At 72.4% G+C, this 22,579-nt stretch carries 22 protein-coding genes; 19 read left to right on the top strand and 3 right to left on the bottom strand.

All coding sequences use genetic code 11. The features are described 5' to 3' along the window. The first annotated feature begins 21 nt into the window (after positions 1–21). The 6 genes from RKD20_RS17760 to RKD20_RS17735 all read left to right on the top strand — a co-directional run bounded on the left by RKD20_RS17760 (position 22) and on the right by RKD20_RS17735 (position 5,590). Positions 22–1,461, top strand: a complete 1,440-nt coding sequence (locus RKD20_RS17760) for an NAD(P)H-hydrate dehydratase (RefSeq protein WP_424878591.1) — start codon at positions 22–24, stop codon at positions 1,459–1,461. Between the two features lie 104 nt (positions 1,462–1,565). Next, a complete protein-coding gene (locus RKD20_RS17755; RefSeq protein WP_424878590.1) occupies positions 1,566–2,189 on the top strand; it encodes a M23 family metallopeptidase in 624 nt (207 codons plus the stop codon). 116 nt (positions 2,190–2,305) lie between these two features. Next, positions 2,306–3,475 carry an alanine racemase gene (gene alr / locus RKD20_RS17750; protein WP_424878589.1) on the top strand — a complete coding sequence of 390 codons (1,170 nt, stop codon included), beginning with the start codon at positions 2,306–2,308 and terminating at the stop codon, positions 3,473–3,475. 72 nt (positions 3,476–3,547) lie between these two features. Further along, entirely contained in the window at positions 3,548–4,801 is a 1,254-nt protein-coding gene (locus tag RKD20_RS17745; RefSeq protein ID WP_424878588.1) for an alpha/beta fold hydrolase, read from the top strand. Then, positions 4,773–5,279: a tRNA (adenosine(37)-N6)-threonylcarbamoyltransferase complex ATPase subunit type 1 TsaE gene (gene tsaE / locus RKD20_RS17740; RefSeq protein ID WP_424878587.1), complete on the top strand. Its 507-nt coding sequence runs from the start codon at positions 4,773–4,775 to the stop codon at positions 5,277–5,279. Before RKD20_RS17745 ends, tsaE begins: the two co-directional genes overlap by 29 nt. A 137-nt stretch (positions 5,280–5,416) precedes the next feature. Then, positions 5,417–5,590, top strand: coding sequence for a hypothetical protein (locus tag RKD20_RS17735; RefSeq protein ID WP_424878586.1), 174 nt, complete (start codon positions 5,417–5,419; stop codon positions 5,588–5,590). Positions 5,591–5,850: 260 nt separating this feature from the next. Here RKD20_RS17735 and RKD20_RS17730 read toward each other — a convergent pair whose 3' ends face one another. Then, positions 5,851–6,396: a hypothetical protein gene (locus RKD20_RS17730; RefSeq protein WP_424878585.1), complete on the bottom strand. Its 546-nt coding sequence runs from the start codon at positions 6,394–6,396 to the stop codon at positions 5,851–5,853. A gap of 177 nt (positions 6,397–6,573) precedes the next feature. Here RKD20_RS17730 and tsaB point away from each other — a divergent pair, with 177 nt between their 5' ends. The 4 genes from tsaB to RKD20_RS17710 are packed head-to-tail and all read left to right on the top strand — an operon-like array spanning position 6,574 to position 9,083. Continuing rightward, on the top strand, positions 6,574–7,230 hold the full coding sequence (tsaB, locus tag RKD20_RS17725) for a tRNA (adenosine(37)-N6)-threonylcarbamoyltransferase complex dimerization subunit type 1 TsaB (RefSeq protein ID WP_424878584.1): 657 nt from the start codon (positions 6,574–6,576) through the stop codon (positions 7,228–7,230). After that, positions 7,227–7,757: a ribosomal protein S18-alanine N-acetyltransferase gene (gene rimI, locus RKD20_RS17720; RefSeq protein ID WP_424878583.1), complete on the top strand. Its 531-nt coding sequence runs from the start codon at positions 7,227–7,229 to the stop codon at positions 7,755–7,757. Before tsaB ends, rimI begins: the two co-directional genes overlap by 4 nt. After that, positions 7,750–8,835, top strand: coding sequence for a tRNA (adenosine(37)-N6)-threonylcarbamoyltransferase complex transferase subunit TsaD (gene tsaD, locus RKD20_RS17715; RefSeq protein ID WP_020118573.1), 1,086 nt, complete (start codon positions 7,750–7,752; stop codon positions 8,833–8,835). Before rimI ends, tsaD begins: the two co-directional genes overlap by 8 nt. Then, the gene (locus RKD20_RS17710; RefSeq protein ID WP_424878582.1) at positions 8,832–9,083 is read left to right on the top strand and encodes a hypothetical protein; all 252 of its coding nucleotides are present in this window, start codon (positions 8,832–8,834) and stop codon (positions 9,081–9,083) included. Before tsaD ends, RKD20_RS17710 begins: the two co-directional genes overlap by 4 nt. A gap of 9 nt (positions 9,084–9,092) precedes the next feature. On the opposite strand, the gene RKD20_RS17705 is transcribed toward RKD20_RS17710, so the two are convergent. Continuing rightward, positions 9,093–11,393, bottom strand: coding sequence for a glycoside hydrolase family 3 N-terminal domain-containing protein (locus tag RKD20_RS17705; RefSeq protein ID WP_424878581.1), 2,301 nt, complete (start codon positions 11,391–11,393; stop codon positions 9,093–9,095). Between the two features lie 132 nt (positions 11,394–11,525). Between RKD20_RS17705 and RKD20_RS17700 the strand changes: the two genes are divergently transcribed. The 5 genes from RKD20_RS17700 (at position 11,526) to RKD20_RS17680 (ending at position 17,108) form a co-directional block, all read left to right on the top strand. Further along, the gene (locus tag RKD20_RS17700; RefSeq protein WP_424878580.1) at positions 11,526–12,602 is read left to right on the top strand and encodes a LacI family DNA-binding transcriptional regulator; all 1,077 of its coding nucleotides are present in this window, start codon (positions 11,526–11,528) and stop codon (positions 12,600–12,602) included. Positions 12,603–12,765: 163 nt separating this feature from the next. Next, the gene (locus tag RKD20_RS17695; protein ID WP_424878579.1) at positions 12,766–13,800 is read left to right on the top strand and encodes an LCP family protein; all 1,035 of its coding nucleotides are present in this window, start codon (positions 12,766–12,768) and stop codon (positions 13,798–13,800) included. Between the two features lie 106 nt (positions 13,801–13,906). Next, positions 13,907–15,298, top strand: a complete 1,392-nt coding sequence (locus tag RKD20_RS17690) for an FG-GAP-like repeat-containing protein (RefSeq protein WP_424878578.1) — start codon at positions 13,907–13,909, stop codon at positions 15,296–15,298. Positions 15,299–15,435: 137 nt separating this feature from the next. Then, entirely contained in the window at positions 15,436–15,792 is a 357-nt protein-coding gene (locus tag RKD20_RS17685; RefSeq protein ID WP_007384124.1) for a YciI family protein, read from the top strand. Between the two features lie 47 nt (positions 15,793–15,839). Further along, a complete protein-coding gene (locus tag RKD20_RS17680) occupies positions 15,840–17,108 on the top strand; it encodes an RNA polymerase sigma factor (protein WP_424878577.1) in 1,269 nt (422 codons plus the stop codon). A gap of 73 nt (positions 17,109–17,181) precedes the next feature. Here RKD20_RS17680 and RKD20_RS17675 read toward each other — a convergent pair whose 3' ends face one another. Further along, the gene (locus RKD20_RS17675; protein ID WP_424878576.1) at positions 17,182–18,381 is read right to left on the bottom strand and encodes a THUMP-like domain-containing protein; all 1,200 of its coding nucleotides are present in this window, start codon (positions 18,379–18,381) and stop codon (positions 17,182–17,184) included. A 91-nt stretch (positions 18,382–18,472) separates the two neighbouring features. On the opposite strand from RKD20_RS17675, the gene RKD20_RS17670 reads away from it, so the two are divergent. From RKD20_RS17670 to groL, 4 genes are all read left to right on the top strand, one after another. Next, positions 18,473–19,414: a polysaccharide deacetylase family protein gene (locus tag RKD20_RS17670; protein ID WP_424878575.1), complete on the top strand. Its 942-nt coding sequence runs from the start codon at positions 18,473–18,475 to the stop codon at positions 19,412–19,414. Beyond that, on the top strand, positions 19,411–20,196 hold the full coding sequence (locus RKD20_RS17665; protein WP_424878574.1) for a polysaccharide deacetylase family protein: 786 nt from the start codon (positions 19,411–19,413) through the stop codon (positions 20,194–20,196). Before RKD20_RS17670 ends, RKD20_RS17665 begins: the two co-directional genes overlap by 4 nt. A 298-nt stretch (positions 20,197–20,494) precedes the next feature. Beyond that, positions 20,495–20,803 (top strand): co-chaperone GroES, encoded by a 309-nt coding sequence (gene groES / locus RKD20_RS17660; RefSeq protein WP_028807844.1) that lies wholly within the window; start codon positions 20,495–20,497, stop codon positions 20,801–20,803. 112 nt (positions 20,804–20,915) lie between these two features. Continuing rightward, entirely contained in the window at positions 20,916–22,541 is a 1,626-nt protein-coding gene (gene groL / locus RKD20_RS17655) for a chaperonin GroEL (protein ID WP_424878573.1), read from the top strand. Positions 22,542–22,579 lie beyond the last annotated feature (38 nt).

The raw sequence follows: 22,579 nt of genomic DNA, 5'->3' as shown, positions 1-22,579 counted from the left end.
CGACGGGGGACACTCGAACCCATGCGTACTGCGTACAACGTGGACACGGTCAGGACCGCCGAGCGGGAGTTGATGGAACGCCTTCCGGAAGGCGCGCTGATGCAGCGGGCGGCCGCCGGACTGGCCGCCGCCTGCGCGGACCTGTTGGGGCGGGTGTACGGCCGCAGGGTCGTGCTGCTCGTCGGGAGCGGGGACAACGGCGGGGACGCCCTCTACGCGGGGGCGCGCCTGGCGCGGCGGGGCGCCGGGGTGGCCGCGGTGCTGCTCGCGCCCGAACGCGCCCACTCCGCGGGGCTGGCCGCGCTGCGGCGGGCCGGGGGGCGGGCCGCGGGGATCGACGGTGCCGAGCGGCTGATCGAGGAGGCCGACCTGCTCCTCGACGGGATCGTCGGGATCGGCGGCAAGGGCGGTCTCCGGCCCGACGCGGCCCGGCTGGCGGAGGTGGCCGAGCGGTCCCGGGCCGCCGTCGTCGCCGTGGATCTGCCGAGCGGCGTCGACGCCGACACCGGTGAGGTGCGCGGGGCGGCCGTACAGGCCGACCTGACCGTCACGTTCGGGACGCACAAGCCGGGTCTGCTGATCGATCCCGCGCGGGAGTACGCCGGTTCGGTGCGGCTCGTCGACATCGGGCTGAGGGCCGTCCTGCCCGCCGAGGCGGAACTGGAAGCCCTCCAACACGCCGACGTACGACGGCTGCTGCCCGTGCCGACCGGCGAGAGCGACAAATACCGGCGAGGAGTCGTCGGGATCGCCGCCGGGTCCGCGCGCTATCCGGGGGCCGCCGTGCTCGCCGTGTACGGGGCGCTGCGCGGCGGCGCCGGGGCCGTGCGGTACGTCGGGCCCGCCGCGGACGCCGTGATCGCCCGCTTCCCCGAGACGCTCGTCTCCGACCGGGGGCCGAAGCAGGCCGGGCGGGTGCAGGCGTGGGTCGTCGGACCGGGCGCCGGGGACGACGCCTCGGCCGTGGGCGAGGTGCTGGCGTCGGACGTGCCCGTGCTCATCGACGCGGACGGGCTGCGGCTCGCCGGCCGGGACGCCGTACGCGCGCGGACCGCGCCGACCCTCATGACCCCGCACGCCGGAGAGGCCGCCGCGCTCCTCGGGGTGCCGCGCGCGGAGGTCGAGGGGGCCCGGCTGGCCTCGGCGCGGGAACTCGCCGGGCGCTACGGCGCGACCGTGCTGCTCAAGGGGTCGACCACGCTGGTCGCCGACGCGGGCGGCGGCGCCGTACGCGTGAACCCGACCGGGACGGCATGGCTGGCCACCGCCGGCAGCGGGGACGTCCTGTCCGGCCTCGCGGGGTCCCTGCTCGCCTCGGGGCTGAGCGCCCTGGACGCCGGCAGCACGGCCGCGTACCTGCACGGTCTCGCCGGACGGTTCGCGGCGGACGGGGCACCGGTGGGGGCGCACGACGTGGCCGAGGCCGTACCGGCGGCCTGGAGGGACGTGCGGGATGCCTGACCGCGGCCTGGCAGACGGGTGCATGAGCGCGAACTAGTACCTGATGGGACCAATACCGCTCGGCCGAATATGCGGAGCCGAAAGGGCGATGTTTCGCTGGCCGCATGGATGAGCCAAATATACGAGGCACCACCCGGCGTGAATGGCTGGGCGGAGCGGCAGTCGTTCTGGGGAGTCCCGTTCTCGGTTTCCGCGAGGACCACCCGGAACCCTTAGAGGAAGAGCCCGGCGGCAACTGCGGCGGCGACTACGACCAGGAATACGAGGAGCAGCTGGCGGCCGCCGAGGACATCGAGGTCAGCGACCGCGCCCTGGCACCGGCCAAGTGGACTCGCCCCATCCGGAAACGGGCCAGGGTGACCATGCGCTACGGGGTGCGGGGAAACTGGCTGGCCGGTTACCACACCGGAGTGGATCTTGCGGTGCCGACGGGAACCCCGGTTTACGCGGTGGGCAGCGGCGTCGTCGTCCTGGCCAGCTGGTCGGGTGCGTACGGAAAGGCCGTGACGATCAAGCTGAGCGACTCCCGGTACGTCGTCTACGCCCACCTGTCGCGCATCTCGGTCGCGCGGGGCGCCAAGGTCAAGGCCGGTACCCGGCTCGGGAGCAGCGGTGCCACCGGGCGCGCCACCGGCCCGCACCTGCACTTCGAGGTGCGCGCCCGGCGCCCGTACGGTTCCGACATCGACCCGGTGAAGTACCTGGCCCGGCACGGTCTGATCCTCTGACGCACGCGTGGGCGCGTCCTGTGACGCACGCGTGACGCGCGCGTGGGCGCGTCCTGGGTACGTCCCGGGACGTGCTCATCGGCGGTGTCGGTGGCCTCTGAGACACTGGGGGCGCCATGAACGAGACAGCAACTGCCCCGACCGCACCGCTGCGCGCCCGCGCCGAGATCGACCTGGCCGCGCTGCGGGCCAACGTGCGGGCCCTGCGCGCCCGCGCGTCCGGCGCCGCCCTCATGGCCGTGGTCAAGTCCGACGCGTACGGCCACGGCGCGGTGCCCTGTGCCCGCGCCGCGGTCGAGGCGGGCGCGCGGTGGCTCGGGACCGCCACGCCGGAGGAGGCTCTGGCGCTGCGGAAGGCGGGGCTGCCGGGGCGGATCATGTGCTGGCTGTGGACGCCCGGCGGCCCCTGGCGGGAGGCGATCGAGGCCGACCTCGACGTCTCCGTCAGCGGGATGTGGGCGCTGCGGGAGCTCGTCGCGGCGGCCCGCGAAGCCGGTGTCCCCGCGCGCGTGCAGCTCAAGGCCGACACCGGCCTCGGGCGTAACGGCTGCCAGCCCGGCGAGGACTGGGCCGAGCTGGTCGCCGAGGCCGTGCGCGCACAGTCCGAAGGACTCCTGCGCGTCACCGGTCTCTGGTCGCACTTCGCCTGCGCCGACGAGCCCGGGCATCCCTCCATCGCCGCCCAGCTCACCCTCTTCCGGGAGATGCTGGCGTACGCCGAGAGCCGGGGCGTGCGCCCCGAGGTGCGGCACATCGCCAACTCGCCCGCCACGCTCACGCTTCCGGAGAGCCACTTCGATCTCGTCCGCACCGGCATCGCGACCTACGGCATCTCGCCCAGCCCCGAGCTCGGCGTCCCCGCCGACTTCGGACTGCGCCCGGTGATGACGCTGTCGGCGTCGATCGCGCTGGTCAAGCGGGTCCCCGGCGGCCATGGCGTCAGCTACGGCCACCACTACGTCACCCCGGGCGAGACCACCCTCGGCCTCGTGCCGGTCGGCTACGCGGACGGCATCCCGCGCCACGCCTCCGGGGCCGGACCGGTCCTGGTCGACGGCAAGTGGCGCACGGTCGCCGGGCGGATCGCCATGGACCAGTTCGTCGTGGACCTCGGCGGCGACGAGCCCCCCACCGGCACCCGGGCCGTGCTCTTCGGCCCCGGGGACCGGGGCGAGCCCACCGCCGAGGACTGGGCGCAGGCCGCGGGCACCATCGCCTACGAAATCGTGACCCGCATCGGAACGCGCGTTCCCCGCGTCTATGTGAATGAGGAACAAGCGGGGTAACCGCACAGTGGGCGTCAGAACAGCCAGTCGTGCGACACCGGTATCACCCGACCCAGTGAACAGGAGCGGTACGTGAGCGAGAGCAGTGCGGAGGCCGTCGTCGACGCCGCCGCGTCGATGGCCCTCGCCTCCGCGACGGGGGCCGGCGCCGGCTGGCGCCGGGCGACCGGGGTCGCCGGCGCCGCGATAGGCGTGATCGCCGCCGGCGCGGCGGCGGGAGTGGCCCTGGAGCGGCTCACCGTCGGGCGCGGGATGCGACAGAAGGCGCGGCTCGCCCTCGACTCGACCGGGCCGTACGGCTCCCTTCGCGGCACCCCCGGCAAGGCGCACGCCGACGACGGCACCGAGCTGTACTACGAGGTCGACGACGTCGACCCGGAGGCGGGGCCCGCGCTGTCGCCGCGCCGCCGCCGGCTGTTCGGGCGCAAGGCCCCCGCGCCCGTCACCGTCGTCTTCAGCCACGGCTACTGCCTCAGCCAGGACTCCTGGCACTTCCAGCGCGCGGCGCTCCGGGGCGTCGTACGGACCGTGCACTGGGACCAGCGCAGCCACGGACGGTCCGGGCGGGGTGTGCGGCAGGTGCAGGACGGGGTGCCGGTCGACATCGACCAGCTCGGACAGGACCTGAAGGCCGTCATAGACGCGGCCGTGCCGCAGGGACCGATCGTCCTCGTCGGGCACTCCATGGGCGGCATGACCGTCATGGCACTGGCCGACCAGTACCCCGAGCTGATCCGTGACCGGGTGGTCGCGGTGGCCCTGGTCGGCACGTCGTCCGGGCGGCTCGGCGAGGTCAACTTCGGGCTGCCCGTCGCGGGCGTCAACGCGGTACGGCGGGTGCTGCCGGGCGTCCTCAAGGCGCTGGGGCAGCGGGCCGACCTGGTGGAGAAGGGACGGCGGGCCACCGCCGACCTGTTCGCCGGGGTCATCAAGCGGTACTCCTTCGCCTCCCGGGACGTCGACCCGGCCGTCGTCCGGTTCGCCGAGCGGATGATCGAGGGCACCCCGATCGACGTCGTCGCCGAGTACTACCCGGCGTTCGACAACCACGACAAGACCGCCGCCCTCGCCCACTTCGCGGACAAGCCGGTGCTCGTCCTGGCCGGGGTGGGCGACATGGTCACGCCCAGCGAGCACAGCGAGGCGATCGCTTCCCTGCTGCCGGAGGCGGAGCTGGTGCTGGTCCCGGACGCCGGGCACCTGGTCATGCTGGAGCACCCGGAAGTGGTCACCGACCGCCTCGCCGACCTGCTCACCCGCGCGGGGGCGGTGCCCGCAGGGGCTACCGTTGGCGGTTATGGAAGCAGTACCGCGCAACCCGGTTGAGACCGAGCTGACCGTCACCTCCCCCGAGCAGATGCGCGAGCTGGGCCTGAAGCTCGCCAAGCTGCTGCGCGCCGGGGACCTCGTGATGCTCAGCGGGGAGCTCGGCGCGGGCAAGACGACGCTGACCCGCGGACTCGGTGAGGGGCTCGGGGTGCGGGGGGCCGTCACCTCGCCGACCTTCGTGATCGCCCGGGTGCATCCGTCCCTGGGGGACGGGCCGCCGCTGGTCCACGTGGACGCGTACCGCCTGGGCGGCGGGCTCGACGAGATGGAGGACCTCGATCTCGACGTGTCGCTGCCGGAGTCGGTGATCGTCGTGGAGTGGGGCGAGGGCAAGGTCGAGGAACTGACCGAGGACCGGCTCCAGGTGCAGATCCACCGCGCGGTCGGTGACACCACCGACGAGGTGCGGCACGTGACGTTCACTCCGGTCGGGGAGCGGTGGGGCACGGCCGACCTCGGGGTGCTCACCGCCTGAGCACCGCGCGTTCCTGTGAACGTTCCGACAATCCGTCGGCAAGATGTTGCATTGGATGTCTCGTGCGTGGTCACATGGTATCCCGCTCGTAGTTAGGTGTACCTAACTACGCCGCCCCCGAACTTCAGGAGGCGTCCATGCCGGCCACCGAGAACCGGTCCCAGCCGCAGCCGTACGCGCTCGTCGGCGGTGTGTCCATGCGTGATCTGCTGGCGTCCTGCGCGGCGGCCGAGGCCGTCTCCACGCCACCACGGGTGCCCGATCCGGGGACGGCGCGGGCGGTTGCCGCGGAGCGCCCCAAGGCGGCCTGACGCCCGGCTGCGTCCGAAGGCGGCCTGATGCCCGGCCGCGCCCCAAAGCGGCCTGGGGCCGGCTGTGTCCGTGGGTGGCCTGATGCCCGGCCGCGCTCGATGCGGCCAGACCGCCCGGCCGTGTCCGTGGGTGGCCTGATGCCCGGCCGCGCTCGATGCGGCCAGAACGCCCGGCCGTGTCTGAAGGCGGCCCGGCGCCCCGCCGCGTCCGAAGGCGGCCCGGCGCCCCGTCGCGTCCGAAGGTGGCCCAAGCGACCGGCTCAGTGGATCACCGCGACCCGCGCCCCGATCGTCGCGAAGTCCCACATCGCGTCGCCGTCCCGGCGGGACTCCCGGATGCCGCCCGTCGGCACGGGGGGCATGTCGGCGGGGGGAGTCGCCCGCACGGCCGCGCTGAAGCCGATCGCCACGCCGTCGACGCTGGTGAAGCGGACCACGTGCTCGATGGGGGTGCCGTCGGTGCCGGTCACGGAGTTCGAGCGGGAGGTGACCTCGTAGACGCCGGGAGCGGGGTCGACGGTGCCCGGGATGACCTCGAAGGTGCGGACGACCTTGTCGCCGGAGCCGACCAGCCAGACGCGGTTGTCGTCCAGGGAGTACACGACGCGTTCACCTGCGCCGGAGCCCGGCGGCAGGGCGGCGGGGTCCTGCTGGTGGCGGGGGACCTTCGCGGCGACGGCCGCGGGGCCGCTGCCGGCCGGTGTCCCGGTGGGGACCGTCGCGGCGGCCTGGTAGCCGAGGAGACCGACCGTCGCGAGGGCCGCAGTGGTGAGGGCGGTCACGAAAGTCGCGTTGCTGGTTGCCACCGGTCACCTCTTGAGTACTTGGTCCTGATTTGTGGCGACCGTAGCAGGTTGTCGAGCGGGTCCCGTGCCGTCCCGGCCGGTCACGCGCGTGCGGCGGCGCCGCACGCCGGTACCCCCTTCGAGCCCCGGTTGCGGCCTGCGGCCGCTCAGGTCCTCCCGGAGCCGTAGGCTGTTTGCGTGCTCTTGCTCGCTCTGGATACCGCCACCCCCGCCGTGACCGTCGCCCTGCATGACGGGCGGGACGTCGTCGCCTCGTTCCTTCAGGTGGACGCGCGTCGGCACGGGGAGCTGTTGTTGCCGGCCGTCGACCGGGTGCTCGCGGACGCGGGGGTGAAGCTGGACGCGGTCACCGGGATCGTCGTGGGCATCGGACCCGGGCCCTACACCGGACTGCGCGTCGGGCTCATGACCGCCGACACCTTCGGGCTCGCGCTCGGGATCCCCGTGCACGGGATGTGCACCCTGGACGGACTCGCCTACGCGTCCGGCCTCGGTGAGGGCCCCTTCGTCGTGGCGACCGACGCGCGGCGCAAGGAGGTCTACTGGGCCACCTACGCCGACCCGCGCACCCGCACGAGCGATCCCGCGGTCGACCGGCCCGCCGACATCGCCGAGCAGGTCGAGGGGCTGCCCGCGGTGGGTGCCGGGGCGCTGCTCTACCCGGACACCTTCCCCGTGGCCCGCGAGCCCGAGCATGTGTCGGCCGCCGCGCTCGCCGCCCTCGCCGCCGAGCGGATCGAGGCCGGGGAGGAACTGCCCGCCCCGCGGCCGCTGTACCTGCGGCGGCCCGACGCGCAGGTGCCCAAGAACTACAAGGTGGTCACCCCCAAGTGACCACACCCGTGATTCCCGTGCTGCGTGAGATGCGCTGGTGGGACATCGACCCCGTGCTGGAGCTGGAGAAGGACCTCTTCCCGGAGGACGCCTGGTCCCGGGGCATGTTCTGGTCCGAGCTCGCGCACTCCCGGGGGCCCGAGGCCACCCGGCGGTACGTGGTGGCCGAGGAGGGCGGGCGGATCGTGGGATACGCCGGTCTCGCCTCCGCGGGTGAGCTGGCCGACGTCCAGACGATCGCCGTCGCCCGTGACCACTGGGGCACCGGACTCGGGGCGACCCTGCTGACCGAGCTGCTGCGGGCCGCGACCGCCTTCGAGTGCGCCGAAGTGATGCTGGAGTGCCGGATCGACAACATCCGCGCCCAGAAGCTCTACGAGCGCTTCGGCTTCGAGGCCATCGGGTTCCGGCGCGGCTACTACCAGCCGGGCAACGTGGACGCCCTGGTCATGCGACTGACCACAGCATCCGACAGCGGCTCCGCCGCGGTATCGACATCCGACCGAGGAACCGAGATCAATGGCTGACGAACCGCTTGTCCTGGGCATCGAGACCTCCTGTGACGAGACCGGCGTCGGCATCGTCCGGGGGACCACCTTGCTGGCCGACGCCATCGCGTCCAGCGTCGACGAGCACGCCCGGTTCGGTGGCGTGGTGCCGGAGGTGGCCAGCAGGGCGCACCTCGAAGCGATGGTGCCGACCATCGAGCGGGCCCTGAAGGACGCCGGGGTGAGCGCGCGCGACCTCGACGGCATCGCCGTCACCGCGGGCCCCGGACTCGCCGGCGCGCTGCTCGTCGGGGTCTCCGCGGCGAAGGCGTACGCCTACGCCCTCGGCAAGCCCCTCTACGGCGTCAACCACCTCGCCTCCCACATCTGCGTCGACCAGCTGGAGCACGGGGCGCTGCCCGAGCCGACGATGGCGCTGCTGGTCTCCGGCGGCCACTCCTCGCTGCTGCTGTCGAGCGACATCACCTCTGATGTCCGGCCGATGGGCGCGACCATCGACGACGCGGCCGGCGAGGCCTTCGACAAGATCGCCCGGGTGCTGAACCTCGGCTTCCCCGGCGGCCCGGTCATCGACCGGTACGCGCGCGAGGGCGACCCGTCGGCGATCGCGTTCCCGCGCGGACTGACCGGGCCGCGCGACCCGGCGTACGACTTCTCCTTCTCCGGCCTGAAGACGGCCGTCGCCCGCTGGATCGAGGCCAGGCGGGCCGCGGGGGAGGAGGTGCCGGTGCGGGACGTGGCGGCCTCCTTCCAGGAGGCGGTCGTGGACGTGCTGACCCGCAAGGCCGTGCGGGCCTGCAAGGACGAGGGCGTCGACCACCTGATGATCGGCGGCGGTGTGGCCGCCAACTCCCGGCTGCGGGCCCTGGCCCAGGAGCGCTGCGAGGCCGCCGGGATCCGCCTCAGGGTCCCGCGGCCCAAGCTGTGCACCGACAACGGCGCGATGGTCGCCGCCCTCGGCGCCGAGATGGTGGCACGCAACCGCCCCGCCTCCAGCTGGGACCTCTCCGCCGACTCCTCGCTGCCGGTGACGGACCCGCACGTGCCGGGCCACGACCATGTGCACGAGGTCAGCAAGGAGAACCTCTACTCGTGACGGTCGCGCTGATGTGGGAGGCCCGGGCGGTCGAGGGCCGCGGCGAGGAGCTCCTCGCCTGGGCCCGCCGACAGGAGCTTGCCGTACGGCCGTTGCGGCGCGAGACCCTCCGGGCGCCGCAGGACCGCGTCCTCGTCATCACGTGGTGGGACGCGGCCTACGACGCCGAGCTGCCCGAACTCCCGGAGCCGGGCGATGAGTTGGTCGCACGGGCCGTGCACCGGTGGCGGTTCGAGTCGGTTCAGTGACCGCGGGTTCTACGACACCTCCGTCTCGCAGCGCAGCCGCCTGTCCGTGCCCACCTCCCGCACCGGGCCCGTGACACGCAGCGGTGCCGTGTGCCGGACCTCCGCGCTCGACGCCGACAGCCGGAGCTCCAGGTCCCCCGGTTCGACGACGCGGCGGCCCTTGCGGTCGGTGAAGGCCGACAGCTCGGCGTGGAAGCGGAAGGTCACGCGGCGGGACTCACCCGGCTCCAGCTCCAGCCGCTGGTAGCCGATCAGCCGGACGTCCGGGCGGGTCACCGAGGCCACCGGATCGTGCAGATACAGCTGGACGACCTCGGCACCCGCCCGTTCCCCCGCGTTGCGCACGGTCAGTGACACGTCGTACGTGCCGTCCGTGCCGATCTCCGCCGGCCCACCCCCGGTGAACTCCTCCCACACGAACTCCGTGTAGGAGCGCCCGTGTCCGAAGGCGTACAGCGGGGTCGGGTCCAGGTTGCTGACCTCGCCCGCGAGGCCGAGCGGCGGCTGGAGGTAGGTCCACGGCTGGCCGCCGGGCACCCGCGGCACGCTCACCGGGAGGCGGCCCGAGGGGTTGACCCGGCCCGACAGCACGCCCGCGACGGCCGGACCGCCCTCCTCCCCGGGGAAGAAGGCCTGCACGACCGCGCCGAGCCGGCCGTCCCAGCGGCCGAGCGCGTAGGGGCGGCCGGTCAGCAGGACCAGCACGACCGGGACGCCGGTCGCGAGCAGCGAGTCCAGCAACTCACCCTGGACTCCGGGCAGTCGAAGGTCCGTCACATCGCAGCCCTCGCCCGACGTGCCCCGGCCGAACAGGCCCGCACGGTCGCCGAGCACCGCCACGCAGACGTCCGCCTCGGCCGTCCGGGCCACCGCCTCCTCGAAGCCCCCGGTGTCCGGGTCGTCGACCCCGCAGCCCTCGGTGAACGTCACCTTGGCGTCGGGGAGTTCGGTGCGGAGCGCCTGGAGGACCGTGGGGATCTCGATGCCCGTCGGGATGTCGGGGTGGTGGGTGAGGACATGGGAGGGGAAGGAGTAGCAGCCCAGCATGGCGAGGGCGTCGGCGGCTCGGGGGCCGACCACCGCGATCCGGGTGTCCGGGGCCAGCGGGAGCAGGCCGTCCGGGTTGTCGAGGAGGACCACCGACTCCTCGGCGAGGCGGCGGGCCAGGGCCCGGTTCGTCGTCGAGTCGAGGTCGATCCGCTCGGTGGGCTCCGGGCTCCAGTCCTCGTCCAGGAGACCCAGCTCGCACTTCTGGAGCAGCACCCGGCGGGCCGCCCGGTCGATGAGGGACTCGGGGACCTCGCCCGCGCGGACGGCCTCGATCAGGGGGGTGCCGTAGCACTTGAGGGTCGGCAGTTCGACGTCCAGGCCCGCCGCGAGGGCCGCGTGCGCCGCGCCCGCCTCGGTGCCGGCGATCCGGTGCTGGGTCTGGAGGAAGCCGACGCCGAAGTAGTCGGCGACCACCGTGCCGGTGAACCCCCACTCCTCGCGCAGCAGTTCGGTCAGCAGGCCGGGGTCGGCGGAGGCCGGGACACCGTCGGTGTCGGTGTACGCGGCCATCACCGAGCGCGCCCCGCCCTCGCGCAGGGCGAACTCGAAGGGCGGGAGGGTGATGTCGGCGAACTCGCGCACGCCCGCGCGCACGGGCGCGAGGTTGCGGGCGCCGGCCGAGGAGGCGTACCCGGCGAAGTGCTTGAGCGTGGCGACGATCCCGGCCGACTCCAGGCCGCGGACATAGGCGGCGCCGATCGTGCCCACCAGGTACGGGTCCTCGCCGATCGTCTCCTCGACCCGCCCCCAGCGCGGGTCGCGGACGACGTCCAGAACGGGGGCCAGTCCCTGGTGGACGCCGACCGCACGCAGGTCGCGGCCGATGGCGCCGGCCATCTCCTCGACCAGTCCGGCGTCCCAGCTCGCACCCCACGCGAGCGGGACCGGGTAGGCGGTGGCCTGCCAGGTGGTGAAGCCGGCCAGGCACTCCTCGTGGGCAAGTGCCGGGATGCCGAAGCGGCCGGCCTCGGTGATACGGCGCTGGGCGCGGGCCAGTGCCTGCGCGCCCAGCGCCGGGTCCACGGGGGCGGTGCCGAAGGGGCGGGTGAGCTGGCCAAGACCCCGGGTGATCAGCTCGGCCCAGTCGTAGTCGGCGGTCATCTCGCGCTGGAGGGGGGCGACTCCGTCCCCGTCCGTGTTGGCGCCCACCCACACGCCGTAGAGCTGGGCGGTCTTCTCCTCCAGGGTCATCCGGGAGAGGAGGTCGTCGACGCGGGCGGAGGCGGTCAGGGCGGGGTCACGCCAGGGCGCGGTGGTCATGTAACTCCTGTCGGGCTCGACTGGCAGGTCGACGAACCTCACGAATGTTTCGATATGTAATCCGAATGTTTTGGGAACCTAGGGCCGTCAAGAGGGTTCGTCAAGAGGTCGCGCAGGGATACGATCGCCGCCATGACACCCCCGGAGCCCGCTGAAACCCGGACGACTTCCCCTGCGGTGGGACGGTCGCAGCAGACCGCGACCCTCGCCGAGATCGCCCGGGAGGCCGGCGTCTCGGCGCCGACAGTTTCGAAGGTCCTCAACGGCCGGGCCGACGTCGCCCCCGCGACCCGCGCCCGCGTCGAGGACCTGTTGCGCGCGCACGGCTACCGCCGCCGGCGTGCCGAGGCGAGCCGTTCGCCCCTGATCGACCTGGTCTTCCACGAGCTGGAGAGCGCGTGGGCGATGGAGGTCATCCGGGGGGTGGAGAACGTGGCCCGCGACGCCGGGCTCAGTGTCGTGCTGAGCGAGAGCGCGGGACGGCTCACCCCCGGGCGCACCTGGGCCGACCAGGTCGCCGCCCGCCGCCCCTACGGGGTCGTCCTCGTGCTGTCCGGGCTCGACGAGTCCCAGCGCGCGCTGCTGGGCAGCAGGTCGATCCCGTTCGTGGTCATGGACCCGGCCGGCGATCCGGGCGCCGACGTCCCCTCCATCGGCGCGACCAACTGGCAGGGCGGACTCGCCGCCACCCGGCACCTCGTCGAGCTGGGCCACCGCAGGATCGGTGCGATCAGCGGGCCCTCCCGCATGATGTGCAGCCGCGCCCGGGTCGACGGCTACCGGGCGGCCCTGGAGACCGCGGGACTCCCCGTCGACCCCGAGCTGATCATGGCCGGCGACTTCCACCACGAGACCGGCTACCGCCAGGGCCTGGAACTGCTGCGCCGCCCGGACCGGCCCACCGCGGTCTTCGCCGGCAACGACCTCCAGGCGCTCGGCCTGTACGAGGCGGCCCGCGAGCTGGGGCTGCGCATCCCGGAGGACCTGAGCGTGGTCGGGTTCGACGACCTTCCGGTGGCGCCCTGGGTGGGACCGCCGCTGACGACCGTACGGCAGCCGCTGACCGAGATGGCCGAGGCCGCGGCCAAGCTGGTCCTCGACCTGGGCCGGGAGGGCGGCAGCCCGGCGGCGACCCGCGTGGAGCTGGCGACGAGCCTGGTGGTGCGCAGCAGCACGGCGCGCTGCGCCGGGCCGGAGTCGGGCGCCTAGGAATGTGCCGCGGGGGCGAAGCCAATCGGTTGCACCACCGAAACTTTCGGAGGTGCCCGACATCCGGTGCCGGTCGTGACGCTGGGATGAGAAGTCTGAGATTTTCCGAAGAAAGCCGCCCGGGCGCCGTTCCTCGTAATAATTCGGACCTACGTTCGTCCCTGTGACGGGAGACGACGAGGGTGGACGAGTGGGCCGGCGGCCGAGAGTGCTGAAGGTCGTCGGCCTCACCCTCGCGGGAGCGCTGGTCGCGGGATGCTCCGCGGCGGGCTGGGCGTACTGGCACCTCAACAGCAACATCAAGAGCGTCGACATCAACAGCGCGCTCGGCGACGACCGCCCCGCCAAGCCGACCCCGACCCCCACCGCCTCGCAGGAGGCGCCGTTGCCCACCGAGGCCGTGAACATCCTGGTCCTGGGCTCCGACTCGCGCAGCGGCGAGGAGAACGAGGCGCTCGGTGGCGGCAGCAGCACCGGCGCCCGGTCCGACACGGCGATGGTCGTGCACATCGACGCGGGCCGCACCGCGGCAACCGTCGTCAGCATCCCCCGCGACACCCTCGTCACCCGCCCGTCCTGCCCCCTGGAGAGCGGGGGCTCGACGGCGGTCTCGTACGGCTCGATGTTCAACAGCGCCTATGCGCTGGGCGGTCCGGTGTGCGCGGTCAAGACCGTCGAGTCGATCACGGACGTCCGCATGGACCATTACATCGAGATCGACTTCTCGGGCTTCGCGAAGCTGGTGAACGCCCTCGGCGGGGTCACGGTGACCACGGACGAGGACATCACCGACGACGACAGCCACCTGCGTCTGAAGGCGGGCACCCACCACCTGAACGGCAAGCAGGCCCTCGCGCTCGCCCGCACCCGGCACGGCATAGGCGACGGCAGCGACCTGGGCCGCATAGGCCTCCAGCAGAAGCTGGTGAAGGCCCTGCTGGAGCAGATCTCCACGACGAACCTCCTGACGAGCCCGGCCAAGCTGTACTCCGTCGCCGACGCGATCACCGGCAGCCTCACCACCGACACCGGCCTCGACTCCCTGACCGAGCTGACGAGCCTCGGCGAGAGCCTGAAGGGCCTGTCGGGCGACGAGGTGAAGACGGTGACCATGCCGGTGGTGACCGCGCCCTCGGACCCCAACCGGGTGGTGGCGAAGGAGCCCGCGGCGAGCGAGTTGTGGGAGTCGCTGCGCTGAGTTCTCGCTGACGTGTTCACCGAAAAACTGGATGACTGCCGCAACCAGCGGGCGTCCAGGGGTGTCTGTTGCGGTGACCACACTGCAGTAACCAGGGGGAACACAGATGTCCAACTCGCGTTCGTACAGAGCTTGGTCCGTACCGCTGATCGCCGGAGTGCTCGCGCTCGGCGGGATCCCCGCTCTCGCCGGCAGCGCCGCGGCGGCCGAATCGAAGGCGGTCCAGGACGACTTCAACGGCGACGGCTACAAGGACCTCGCCGTCGGCGCCCCGATCGCCACCATCGGCGGCAAGCGGGGGGCGGGCTACGTCACCGTCATGTACGGCGGCCCGCACGGCCTGACCAAGGACCACCGCACCATCATCAGCCGCTCCACCAGCGGAATCCCGGGCGATCCCGCCGCGGGCGAGAACTTCGGCTACCAGCTGTCCACGGGGGACCTGGACGGCGACGGGCGCACCGACCTGATCATCGGACAGGCGGACTCGAACCGGGACGCGGTCGTCGTCTGGGGCGCCAAGGAGGGCCTGTCCGGCGGGGTGTCCGTGCCCGCGGCGACCACCCAGGCGGGCGACTTCGACGGTGACAGCTGGCCGGACCTGGTCCTGTTCCGCGGCGGTCGTGCCCCGGGCGACGACCCGCTCGGCACCGAGGCCACCGTCTGGCGGGGCCCGATCTCCCGGGACGGGAAGCCGACCGCCACGCAGGAGTTCGGCTCGACCAAGGTGGAGCCCTTCGACGTGATGTACGCGGCCGCCGGTGACGTCAACGGCGACGGCCGCGACGACCTCGCGCTGACCGTCTACACCGGCGACGGCGGCATCGGCTCCCAGTTGTACCTGGCCAACGCCTCCGGAAGCGGCTTCACCTACGCCGACTCCCCCGAGGGCAGCGGCCAGGTGGCCTTCGGCGACGTCAACGGCGACGGCTTCGACGACGTCGTCCGGGGCGTCCCGAACGACTCCTCGGTCACCGTGGCCCTCGGCTCGGCCTCCGGCCTGAAGCCGGCGTCGACCTGGAAGTCGTACAGCCAGGACACCGAAGGAGTCCCCGGCGGCAAAGAGGAGGATGACCGTTTCGGCGACGCGGTGACCGCCGGTGACGTCAACAACGACGGCTACGCCGATGTGGCGGTGGGCTCGCCCGGCGAGAGGCTCGGCGACAAGCAAGGGGCAGGCATGGTCAACGTCCTCTACGGCGGTCGCGGCGGCCTGACCGGCACGGGCGCCCAGGGCTTCACCCAGGACACCGACGGCGTCCCCGGTGCCGCGGAGGCGAGCGACAACTTCGGCCGCTCGGTCAGCCTCCACGACATCAACGGCAACGGCTACGCGGACCTCGCGGCGGCGGCGCCCGGCGAGAACACCGGCGAGGGCGCGGTCTGGTCGCTGCGGGGACGTCCGACCGGCATCGTGACGGACGCGGCGTTCACCTTCGGTCCCCGCGCGGTCGGGGCGCCGGTCGAGCGGGCGATCTTCGGCGGCTCGCTGTCGTAGCAGGTCAGGCCCATGCTTGAGGGGCCCTGAAAAAATCTCCGAAGAAATCCGCGGGGTCTGTCGATCCCGGCCTCTCCCGATCGACGCACTGGTGAGAGGCCGGGAAGGACCGGCCCCGCAGCGACCGAGGAGTCACCATGCCGCGCTACCTGTCGATGGTCCAGATCGACGAGAAGACCGCCCCCGCCGAGGGTCCCAGCGACGCCCTGATGCAACGCATGGGCGAGCTGATCGAGGAGATGACGAAGGCCGGGGTGCTGCTCGACACCGCCGGGCTCACGCCGACCGCCCAGGGGACCCGGGTGCGGTGGGAGAAGGGGCAGCTGTCGGTGACCGACGGGCCCTTCACCGAGGCGAAGGAGGTCGTCGGGGGGTACGCGATCGTCCAGGCCAAGGACATGGCCGAGGCGATCGAGTGGACCAAGCGCTTCCTGAAGGTGCACGAGGAGCACTGGACGGTCACCTGCGAGGTGCGGGAGATCATGGAGGGCTGAGCCCGCTTCCTTGGCTCCACGGCCGCAGCGGTGTCGAATGGGGGGCTGTGACCACCTCACAGCCCTCCCACACCGACGCCCGATCCTCCGTCGAGACCGTCTTCCGCATGGAGTCGCCCCGGATCATCGCCGGCGTCACCCGGGTCGTCCGGGACGTCGGCATCGCCGAGGAGCTCGCACAGGACGCGCTGGTCGCGGCGCTGGAGCAGTGGCCGCGCGACGGTGTCCCCGACAACCCGGGCGCCTGGCTCATGGCCATCGCGCGGCGCAAGGCGGTGGACCTGGTCCGCCGCCGGGAGAACTACGCCCGCAAGCTGACCGAGATCGGCCGGGACCTGTCGGAGACCGCCCCGCCGGAGGAGCCCGCCGACCCCGAGGACATCGACGACGACCTGCTCAGGCTCGTCTTCACCACCTGCCACCCGGTGCTGTCCGCGGAGGCCCGTACCGCCCTCACCCTGCGCCTCCTCGGCGGCCTGACCACCCCCGAGATCGCCCGCGCCTTCCTCGTCCCGGAGGCCACGGTCGCCCAGCGCATCGTGCGCGCCAAACGGACCCTCGCCACGAAGAACATCGCCTTCGAGGTGCCCTACGGCCCCGACCGCGAGGCCCGGCTCGGCTCGGTCCTGGACGTCATCTACCTGATCTTCAACGAGGGTTACGCGGCCACCGCCGGCGACGACTGGCTGCGCCCCTCCCTGTGCGAGGACGCCCTGCGCCTGGCCCGGCTGCTGTCCGCCCTCATGCCCAAGGAGCCCGAAGTGCACGGCCTGGCGGCCCTGTTGGAGTTCCAGGCCTCCCGCACGGCCGCCCGCACCGGGCCGCGCGGCGAGCCGGTGCTCCTCAGGGACCAGAACCGCAGCCGCTGGAACCGCATGCTCATCGCCCGCGGCATCAAGGCCCTGGCCCGCGCCGACGCCACGGCCGCGGGCGCCCCCGGCCCCTACGTCCTGCAGGCCACCATCGCCGCCTGCCACGCGCACGCGTACTCCTACGACGAGACCGACTGGTCGGCCATCGCCACCCTCTACGCCCTGCTCGCCGCGCGCGCACCCTCCCCGGTCGTCGAACTCAACCGCGCGGTCGCCGTCTCGGTGGCCGAGGGCCCCGGCCCGGCCCTGGAGATCGTCGACGCGCTCACCGACGAACCCGCGCTGCTCGACTACCACTTGCTGCCGAGCGTGCGCGGAAACCTCCTCGCCCGCCTCGGACGGACGACCGAGGCGCGGGCCGAGTTCGAGCGGGCGGCCGCGCTGACCCGCAACGAACGGGAGCGGGAGCTGCTGCTGGACCGGGCACGGGAGTGCGGCGAGTGACCGGTTTCGAACGGTTGCGTGATAGTAAATTCGTTCCCCTCGCATCTCGTTCGCGAACCGCGCCTGGAGCCGCTCAGGACGGTCCAGTACCAGTGACGGCCTTCGCGGGGGCGCCGATCAGCATGGTCGGCGCCCCCGCGACCCGGGTCAGGAACACGGTCGCCGAGTGCGGCCCGTGCTGCTTCGGCAGCGCCTTGCGCCGCAGTTCCTCCGGCTCGACGGCCGACCCCCGCTTCTTCACGGTCAGGATCCCGACCCCCCGCTCCCGCAGCAGCGCCTTCAACTTCTTCACGTTGAAGGGGAGTTGATCGGTGATCTCGTAGGCAGTGGCGTACGGGGTCGCGTGCAGGGCGTCCGAGGTCACGTACGCGATGGTGGAGTCGACGAGTCCGCCCTCGACCTCCTGCGCCACCTCGGCGACCAGATGGGCCCGGACGACGGCACCGTCGGGCTCGTACAAGTACCGCCCCACGGGCCGGACTTCGGGATCGGGAAGACCCCGGCCCAGCAGCGTCCGCGGGCCCGGCAGCAGCGTCGCCCGTACGGCGCCCGGTGCTGTGCCGTCGCCGAACCACAGCACCGCCTCCTTCACGTCCCCGCCGTCGGAGATCCACTCCGCCTCGGCCTGCGCGGGAACCGCCTCGTGCGGGATGCCCGGCGCGACCTTCAGCGCCGCGTGCGGGGCCTTGAGGGCCGCCTGCACGGCCCACGACAGGGGCGGCGAGTAGGCCTCCGGATCGAAGATGCGGCCCCGCCCGCCCCGCCTCGCCGGATCCACGAACACGGCGTCGTACGAGTCCGTGCCGACCTCCGTGACGTCCGCCTCCCGTACGTCGATCAGACCGGCGAGTCCCAGCGCGTCCGCGTTCGCCCGCGCGGCCGCCGCCGTCAGCGGGTCCCGGTCCACCGCGAGGACCCGGATCCCGGCCCGGGCCAGCGCGATCGCGTCACCGCCGATCCCGCAGCACAGGTCCGCGACGGAGGTGACGCCCATCGCCTTCAGCCTGAGGGCCCGGTACGCCGCCACGCTCGCCCGTGTCGACTGCTCGACCCCGTTCGGCGTGAAGAACATCCGCTCCGCGTCCTCGGCCCCGAACTTCGCCACCGCCCGCTGCCGCAGCCGGGCCTGGCCGAGCGCCGCGGAGACCAGTTCGGCGGGGTGCTCGCGGCGCAGCCGGGTGGCGACGGCGAGTTCGTCGGCGGGGGCGGTGCCGCGCACGTCGTCGAGGAGGGCACGGCCCTCGGGGGTGAGGAGGGGGGCGAGGTCGTTCACCGGGTCATTGTGGGCCAGTCGGTGGACGGTCCGCTTCCGCGCGGCGGTGTCGGCCCCGGTGCGAGGCCGTGACCTGCGAGGATCCGGCGCCATGGGAACAGTAGGACAAAAATATAAAAATGGTGCGTTGGGGGTGTCGATCCGCGGCGGACTCGTCCTCCTGGCCGTGGCCGCCCTGCTCTCCGGCTGCGGCCGTCCGGCCGGGACCGACGCGCGACCGCGGCACCCCCTCAAGGCACCCCCGGCCCCGGCCCCCGCCGCCGACCTCCAGGCCGACAAGACCCTCATCCGGGCCGCCAGGCTCCGCGCCGAGCAGACCCGGATCGCCGCCGCCAGGCGCTGGGGGCTCAGGAGGGTCCCGCTGGTGGCCCCGCCGGCCCCCGTGACCAAGCCCCGCATCACCACCCGCCACGGTTTCGAGGTCGAAGGTCACGAGGAGAAGGGCCTGCCGCCGGTCTTCACCACGATTCCCACCGAGCAGAAGATCGTCTTCCTCACCCTCGACGACGGCGCCGAGAAGGACCCCGCGTTCCTGCGGATGATGAGCGAGCTGAACATCCCGTACACCGCCTTCCTCAGCGGCTACCTGATCAAGGACGACTACGGCTACTTCCGGAAGATGCGGGACCGGGGGGTCGTGCTCGACAACCACACGCTCCACCACCCCTACCTGCCCGGGCTGTCGTACGCCCGCCAGAAGCGCGAGATCTGCGGGATGCAGGACGTCATCGAGAGGCACTACGGCGAGCGGCCCGCCCTCTTCCGCCCGCCCTACGGCAACTACAACGAGGACACCCTGCGCGCGGCCAGGTCCTGCGGCATCAAGTACGCGCCGATCTGGAACGAGGAGGTCTTCGTCGACCACTGGGAGTACCGCGAGTGGGACCAGCGGATCCACCCCGGCGACATCGTGCTCAGCCACTTCCGGGGCCGGGCGGACTGGAAGGGCACGATGACCGACATGGTCCGCCGCTTCCTGGACAAGGTCACGGCCGAGGGATACGCCGTCGCACGACTCGAGGACTACCTGTGAGACCGCGCATCCTGGTCGCCGCGGGGCTGGCGGCCGTACTCCTCACCGGCTGCGCCCAGTCCGTGGACCCCATCGAACGGCTGGGGAAGAAGGCGGTCCAGCGGGTTGGGTCGTACGGACCGGCGAGGGCGGACGGACGGCCCTACCGCCACTGGGGCCTGCCGGCCCCGCTGCCGGAGCCGCCGCGGACGCCGGCCCGCACGACGGCGCGCCGGGGCGGCCTGCCGCCGGTCGTGCGGCGCGTCGAGACCTCCGACAAGGTCGTCTTCCTCACCTTCGACGACGGCATCGAGAAGGAACCGCGGTTCGTCGAGCTGGTCCGTGAACTGCGGCTGCCGGTCAGCATGTTCCTCACGGACAGCGTCGTCGGCCCCGGTTACGGACACTTCGCGCGCCTCCGGTCGGTCGGCGCGGGCATCCAGAACCACACCCTCGACCACCCCGCCCTGCGCGGTCTTCCGTACACCGGCCAGCGCGCCGAGATCTGCGGCCAGCAGGAGAAGGTGCGGTCCCGCTTCGGCATCCGGCCACGGCTGTTCCGGCCGCCCTACGGCACCTACGACCGCACGACGCTGCGCGCGGCGGCCGACTGCGGGCTCTCGGCGGTGGTGCTGTGGAGCGTGCCGCCGAAGGGGAAGACCCGGGGGCTGAGGGCGGGCGACATCGTGTCGGTGACGTCAGGGGGGACGACGGGCCCGACCCTGACGGAACGGACGACGGCCGTACTGCGGGAGGTGGAGCGGCGGGGCCTGACGGTGGGGCGCCTGGAGGACTACCTGTAGGTGGATTCAGCCCGTCCGGCGTTCGAGGACGAGGCCCTCCGGGCCGAAGCGGGGGTCTGGGGGCCGGCCCCCAGGACGGCCACCCCCACCCACCCGCACCCGAATTCCGCCCGGCCCGCGCGGCGAATTAGCAGTCCGCTTGACCGAGTGCTAATCGCGGTCATAGTCTCGGCTCTGGCACTCCCCCCTGGAGAGTGCCAACACAGCGACGGGCAGGTCCGGCACCCGCGACGACGGATCCACCTGGTCGCCACCTCAGACAGTCAACCCCGTGATCTCCGAAGGGGGAGGTCGGATCGTGACGACCACCAGCTCCAAGGTTGCCATCAAGCCGCTCGAGGACCGCATTGTGGTCCAGCCGCTCGACGCCGAGCAGACCACCGCCTCTGGCCTGGTCATCCCGGACACTGCCAAGGAGAAGCCCCAGGAGGGCGTCGTCCTGGCCGTGGGCCCGGGCCGCTTCGAGAACGGCGAGCGTCTTCCGCTCGACGTGCAGACCGGCGACATCGTGCTGTACAGCAAGTACGGCGGCACCGAGGTGAAGTACAACGGCGAGGAGTACCTCGTCCTCTCGGCCCGCGACGTGCTCGCGATCATCGAGAAGTAATTCACCCCAGCATTTCTCTGAGCTGCGCCCCTGGCCCCCGCGATCACCAACAAGCCGGGCGCCCGGGGCGCAGTCTCTTTTCACCTAGATTTCCGAGAGGGCTCACGCTCCCATGGCGAAGATCCTGAAGTTCGACGAGGACGCCCGTCGCGCCCTCGAGCGCGGCGTCAACAAGCTTGCCGACACGGTCAAGGTGACGATCGGCCCCAAGGGCCGCAACGTCGTCATCGACAAGAAGTTCGGCGCTCCCACCATCACCAACGACGGCGTCACGATCGCCCGCGAGGTCGAGATCGAGGACCCGTACGAGAACCTCGGTGCCCAGCTGGTGAAGGAGGTGGCGACCAAGACCAACGACATCGCGGGTGACGGCACCACCACCGCCACCGTGCTCGCCCAGGCGCTCGTGCGCGAGGGCCTGAAGAACGTCGCCGCGGGTGCCTCCCCGGCGCTGCTGAAGAAGGGCATCGACGCGGCCGTGGCCGCGGTCTCCGAGGAGCTCCTCGCGACCGCCCGCCCGATCGACGAGAAGTCCGACATCGCTGCCGTCGCCGGTCTGTCCGCCCAGGACAGCCAGGTCGGCGAGCTCATCGCCGAGGCGATGGACAAGGTCGGCAAGGACGGTGTCATCACCGTCGAGGAGTCCAACACCTTCGGTCTGGAGCTGGACTTCACCGAGGGCATGGCCTTCGACAAGGGCTACCTGTCGCCGTACATGGTCTCCGACCAGGAGCGTATGGAGGCCGTCCTCGACGACCCGTACATCCTGATCAACCAGGGCAAGATCTCCTCGATCCAGGACCTGCTGCCGCTGCTGGAGAAGGTCATCCAGGCGGGCGCCTCCAGGCCGCTGCTGATCATCGCCGAGGACGTCGAGGGCGAGGCCCTGTCGACCCTGGTCGTCAACAAGATCCGCGGCACGTTCAACGCGGTCGCCGTCAAGGCCCCCGGCTTCGGCGACCGGCGCAAGGCGATGCTGCAGGACATCGCGACGCTGACCGGCGCCGAGGTCATCTCCGAGGAGGTCGGCCTCAAGCTCGACCAGGTCGGCCTCGAGGTGCTGGGCTCCGCCCGCCGCGTCACCGTCACCAAGGACGACACCACGATCGTCGACGGCGCCGGCGACCCCGCCGCCGTCCAGGGCCGCGTGGCCCAGATCAAGGCCGAGATCGAGAACACCGACTCCGACTGGGACCGCGAGAAGCTCCAGGAGCGCCTCGCGAAGCTGGCCGGCGGCGTGTGCGTGATCAAGGTCGGCGCCGCCACCGAGGTGGAGCTGAAGGAGAAGAAGCACCGTCTGGAGGACGCCATCTCCGCGACCCGCGCCGCGGTCGAGGAGGGCATCGTCTCCGGTGGTGGCTCCGCTCTGGTCCACGCCGCCAAGGTGCTCGAGGGCGGCCTCGGCAAGACCGGCGACGAGGCCACCGGTGTCGCCGTCGTCCGCAAGGCCGTCGTCGAGCCGCTGCGCTGGATCGCCGAGAACGCCGGCCTGGAGGGCTACGTCATCACCTCCAAGGTCGCCGAGCTCGACAAGGGCCAGGGCTTCAACGCCGCGACCGGCGAGTACGGCGACCTGGTCAAGGCCGGCGTCATCGACCCGGTCAAGGTCACCCGCTCCGCCCTGGAGAACGCCGCCTCCATCGCCTCCCTCCTGCTCACGACCGAGACCCTGGTCGTCGAGAAGAAGGAAGAGGAGGAGCCGGCCGCCGGTGGTCACGGCCACGGCCACTCGCACTGAGCCCAGCGCTCGCAAGGAGGCCCCCGTTCCCTCAGAGG

The organism is Streptomyces sp. SLBN-8D4 (assembly GCF_049739545.1).
GTDB classification, from domain to species: Bacteria; Actinomycetota; Actinomycetes; order Streptomycetales; family Streptomycetaceae; genus Streptomyces; species Streptomyces canus_C.
Note: the sequence above shows the minus strand (reverse complement) of the source record. Positions and strands in the feature narration are given on the sequence as shown.

Coding starts and splice junctions, on each gene's coding strand:
- RKD20_RS17760 (WP_424878591.1), top strand. CDS start 22: ATGCGTACTGCGTACAACGTGGACACGGTCAGGACCGCCGAGCGGGAG.
- RKD20_RS17755 (WP_424878590.1), top strand. CDS start 1,566: ATGGATGAGCCAAATATACGAGGCACCACCCGGCGTGAATGGCTGGGC.
- alr (WP_424878589.1), top strand. CDS start 2,306: ATGAACGAGACAGCAACTGCCCCGACCGCACCGCTGCGCGCCCGCGCC.
- tsaE (WP_424878587.1), top strand. CDS start 4,773: ATGGAAGCAGTACCGCGCAACCCGGTTGAGACCGAGCTGACCGTCACC.
- RKD20_RS17735 (WP_424878586.1), top strand. CDS start 5,417: ATGCCGGCCACCGAGAACCGGTCCCAGCCGCAGCCGTACGCGCTCGTC.
- tsaD (WP_020118573.1), top strand. CDS start 7,750: ATGGCTGACGAACCGCTTGTCCTGGGCATCGAGACCTCCTGTGACGAG.
- RKD20_RS17705 (WP_424878581.1), bottom strand. CDS start 11,393: ATGACCACCGCGCCCTGGCGTGACCCCGCCCTGACCGCCTCCGCCCGC.
- RKD20_RS17700 (WP_424878580.1), top strand. CDS start 11,526: ATGACACCCCCGGAGCCCGCTGAAACCCGGACGACTTCCCCTGCGGTG.
- RKD20_RS17690 (WP_424878578.1), top strand. CDS start 13,907: ATGTCCAACTCGCGTTCGTACAGAGCTTGGTCCGTACCGCTGATCGCC.
- RKD20_RS17685 (WP_007384124.1), top strand. CDS start 15,436: ATGCCGCGCTACCTGTCGATGGTCCAGATCGACGAGAAGACCGCCCCC.
- RKD20_RS17670 (WP_424878575.1), top strand. CDS start 18,473: ATGGGAACAGTAGGACAAAAATATAAAAATGGTGCGTTGGGGGTGTCG.
- groL (WP_424878573.1), top strand. CDS start 20,916: ATGGCGAAGATCCTGAAGTTCGACGAGGACGCCCGTCGCGCCCTCGAG.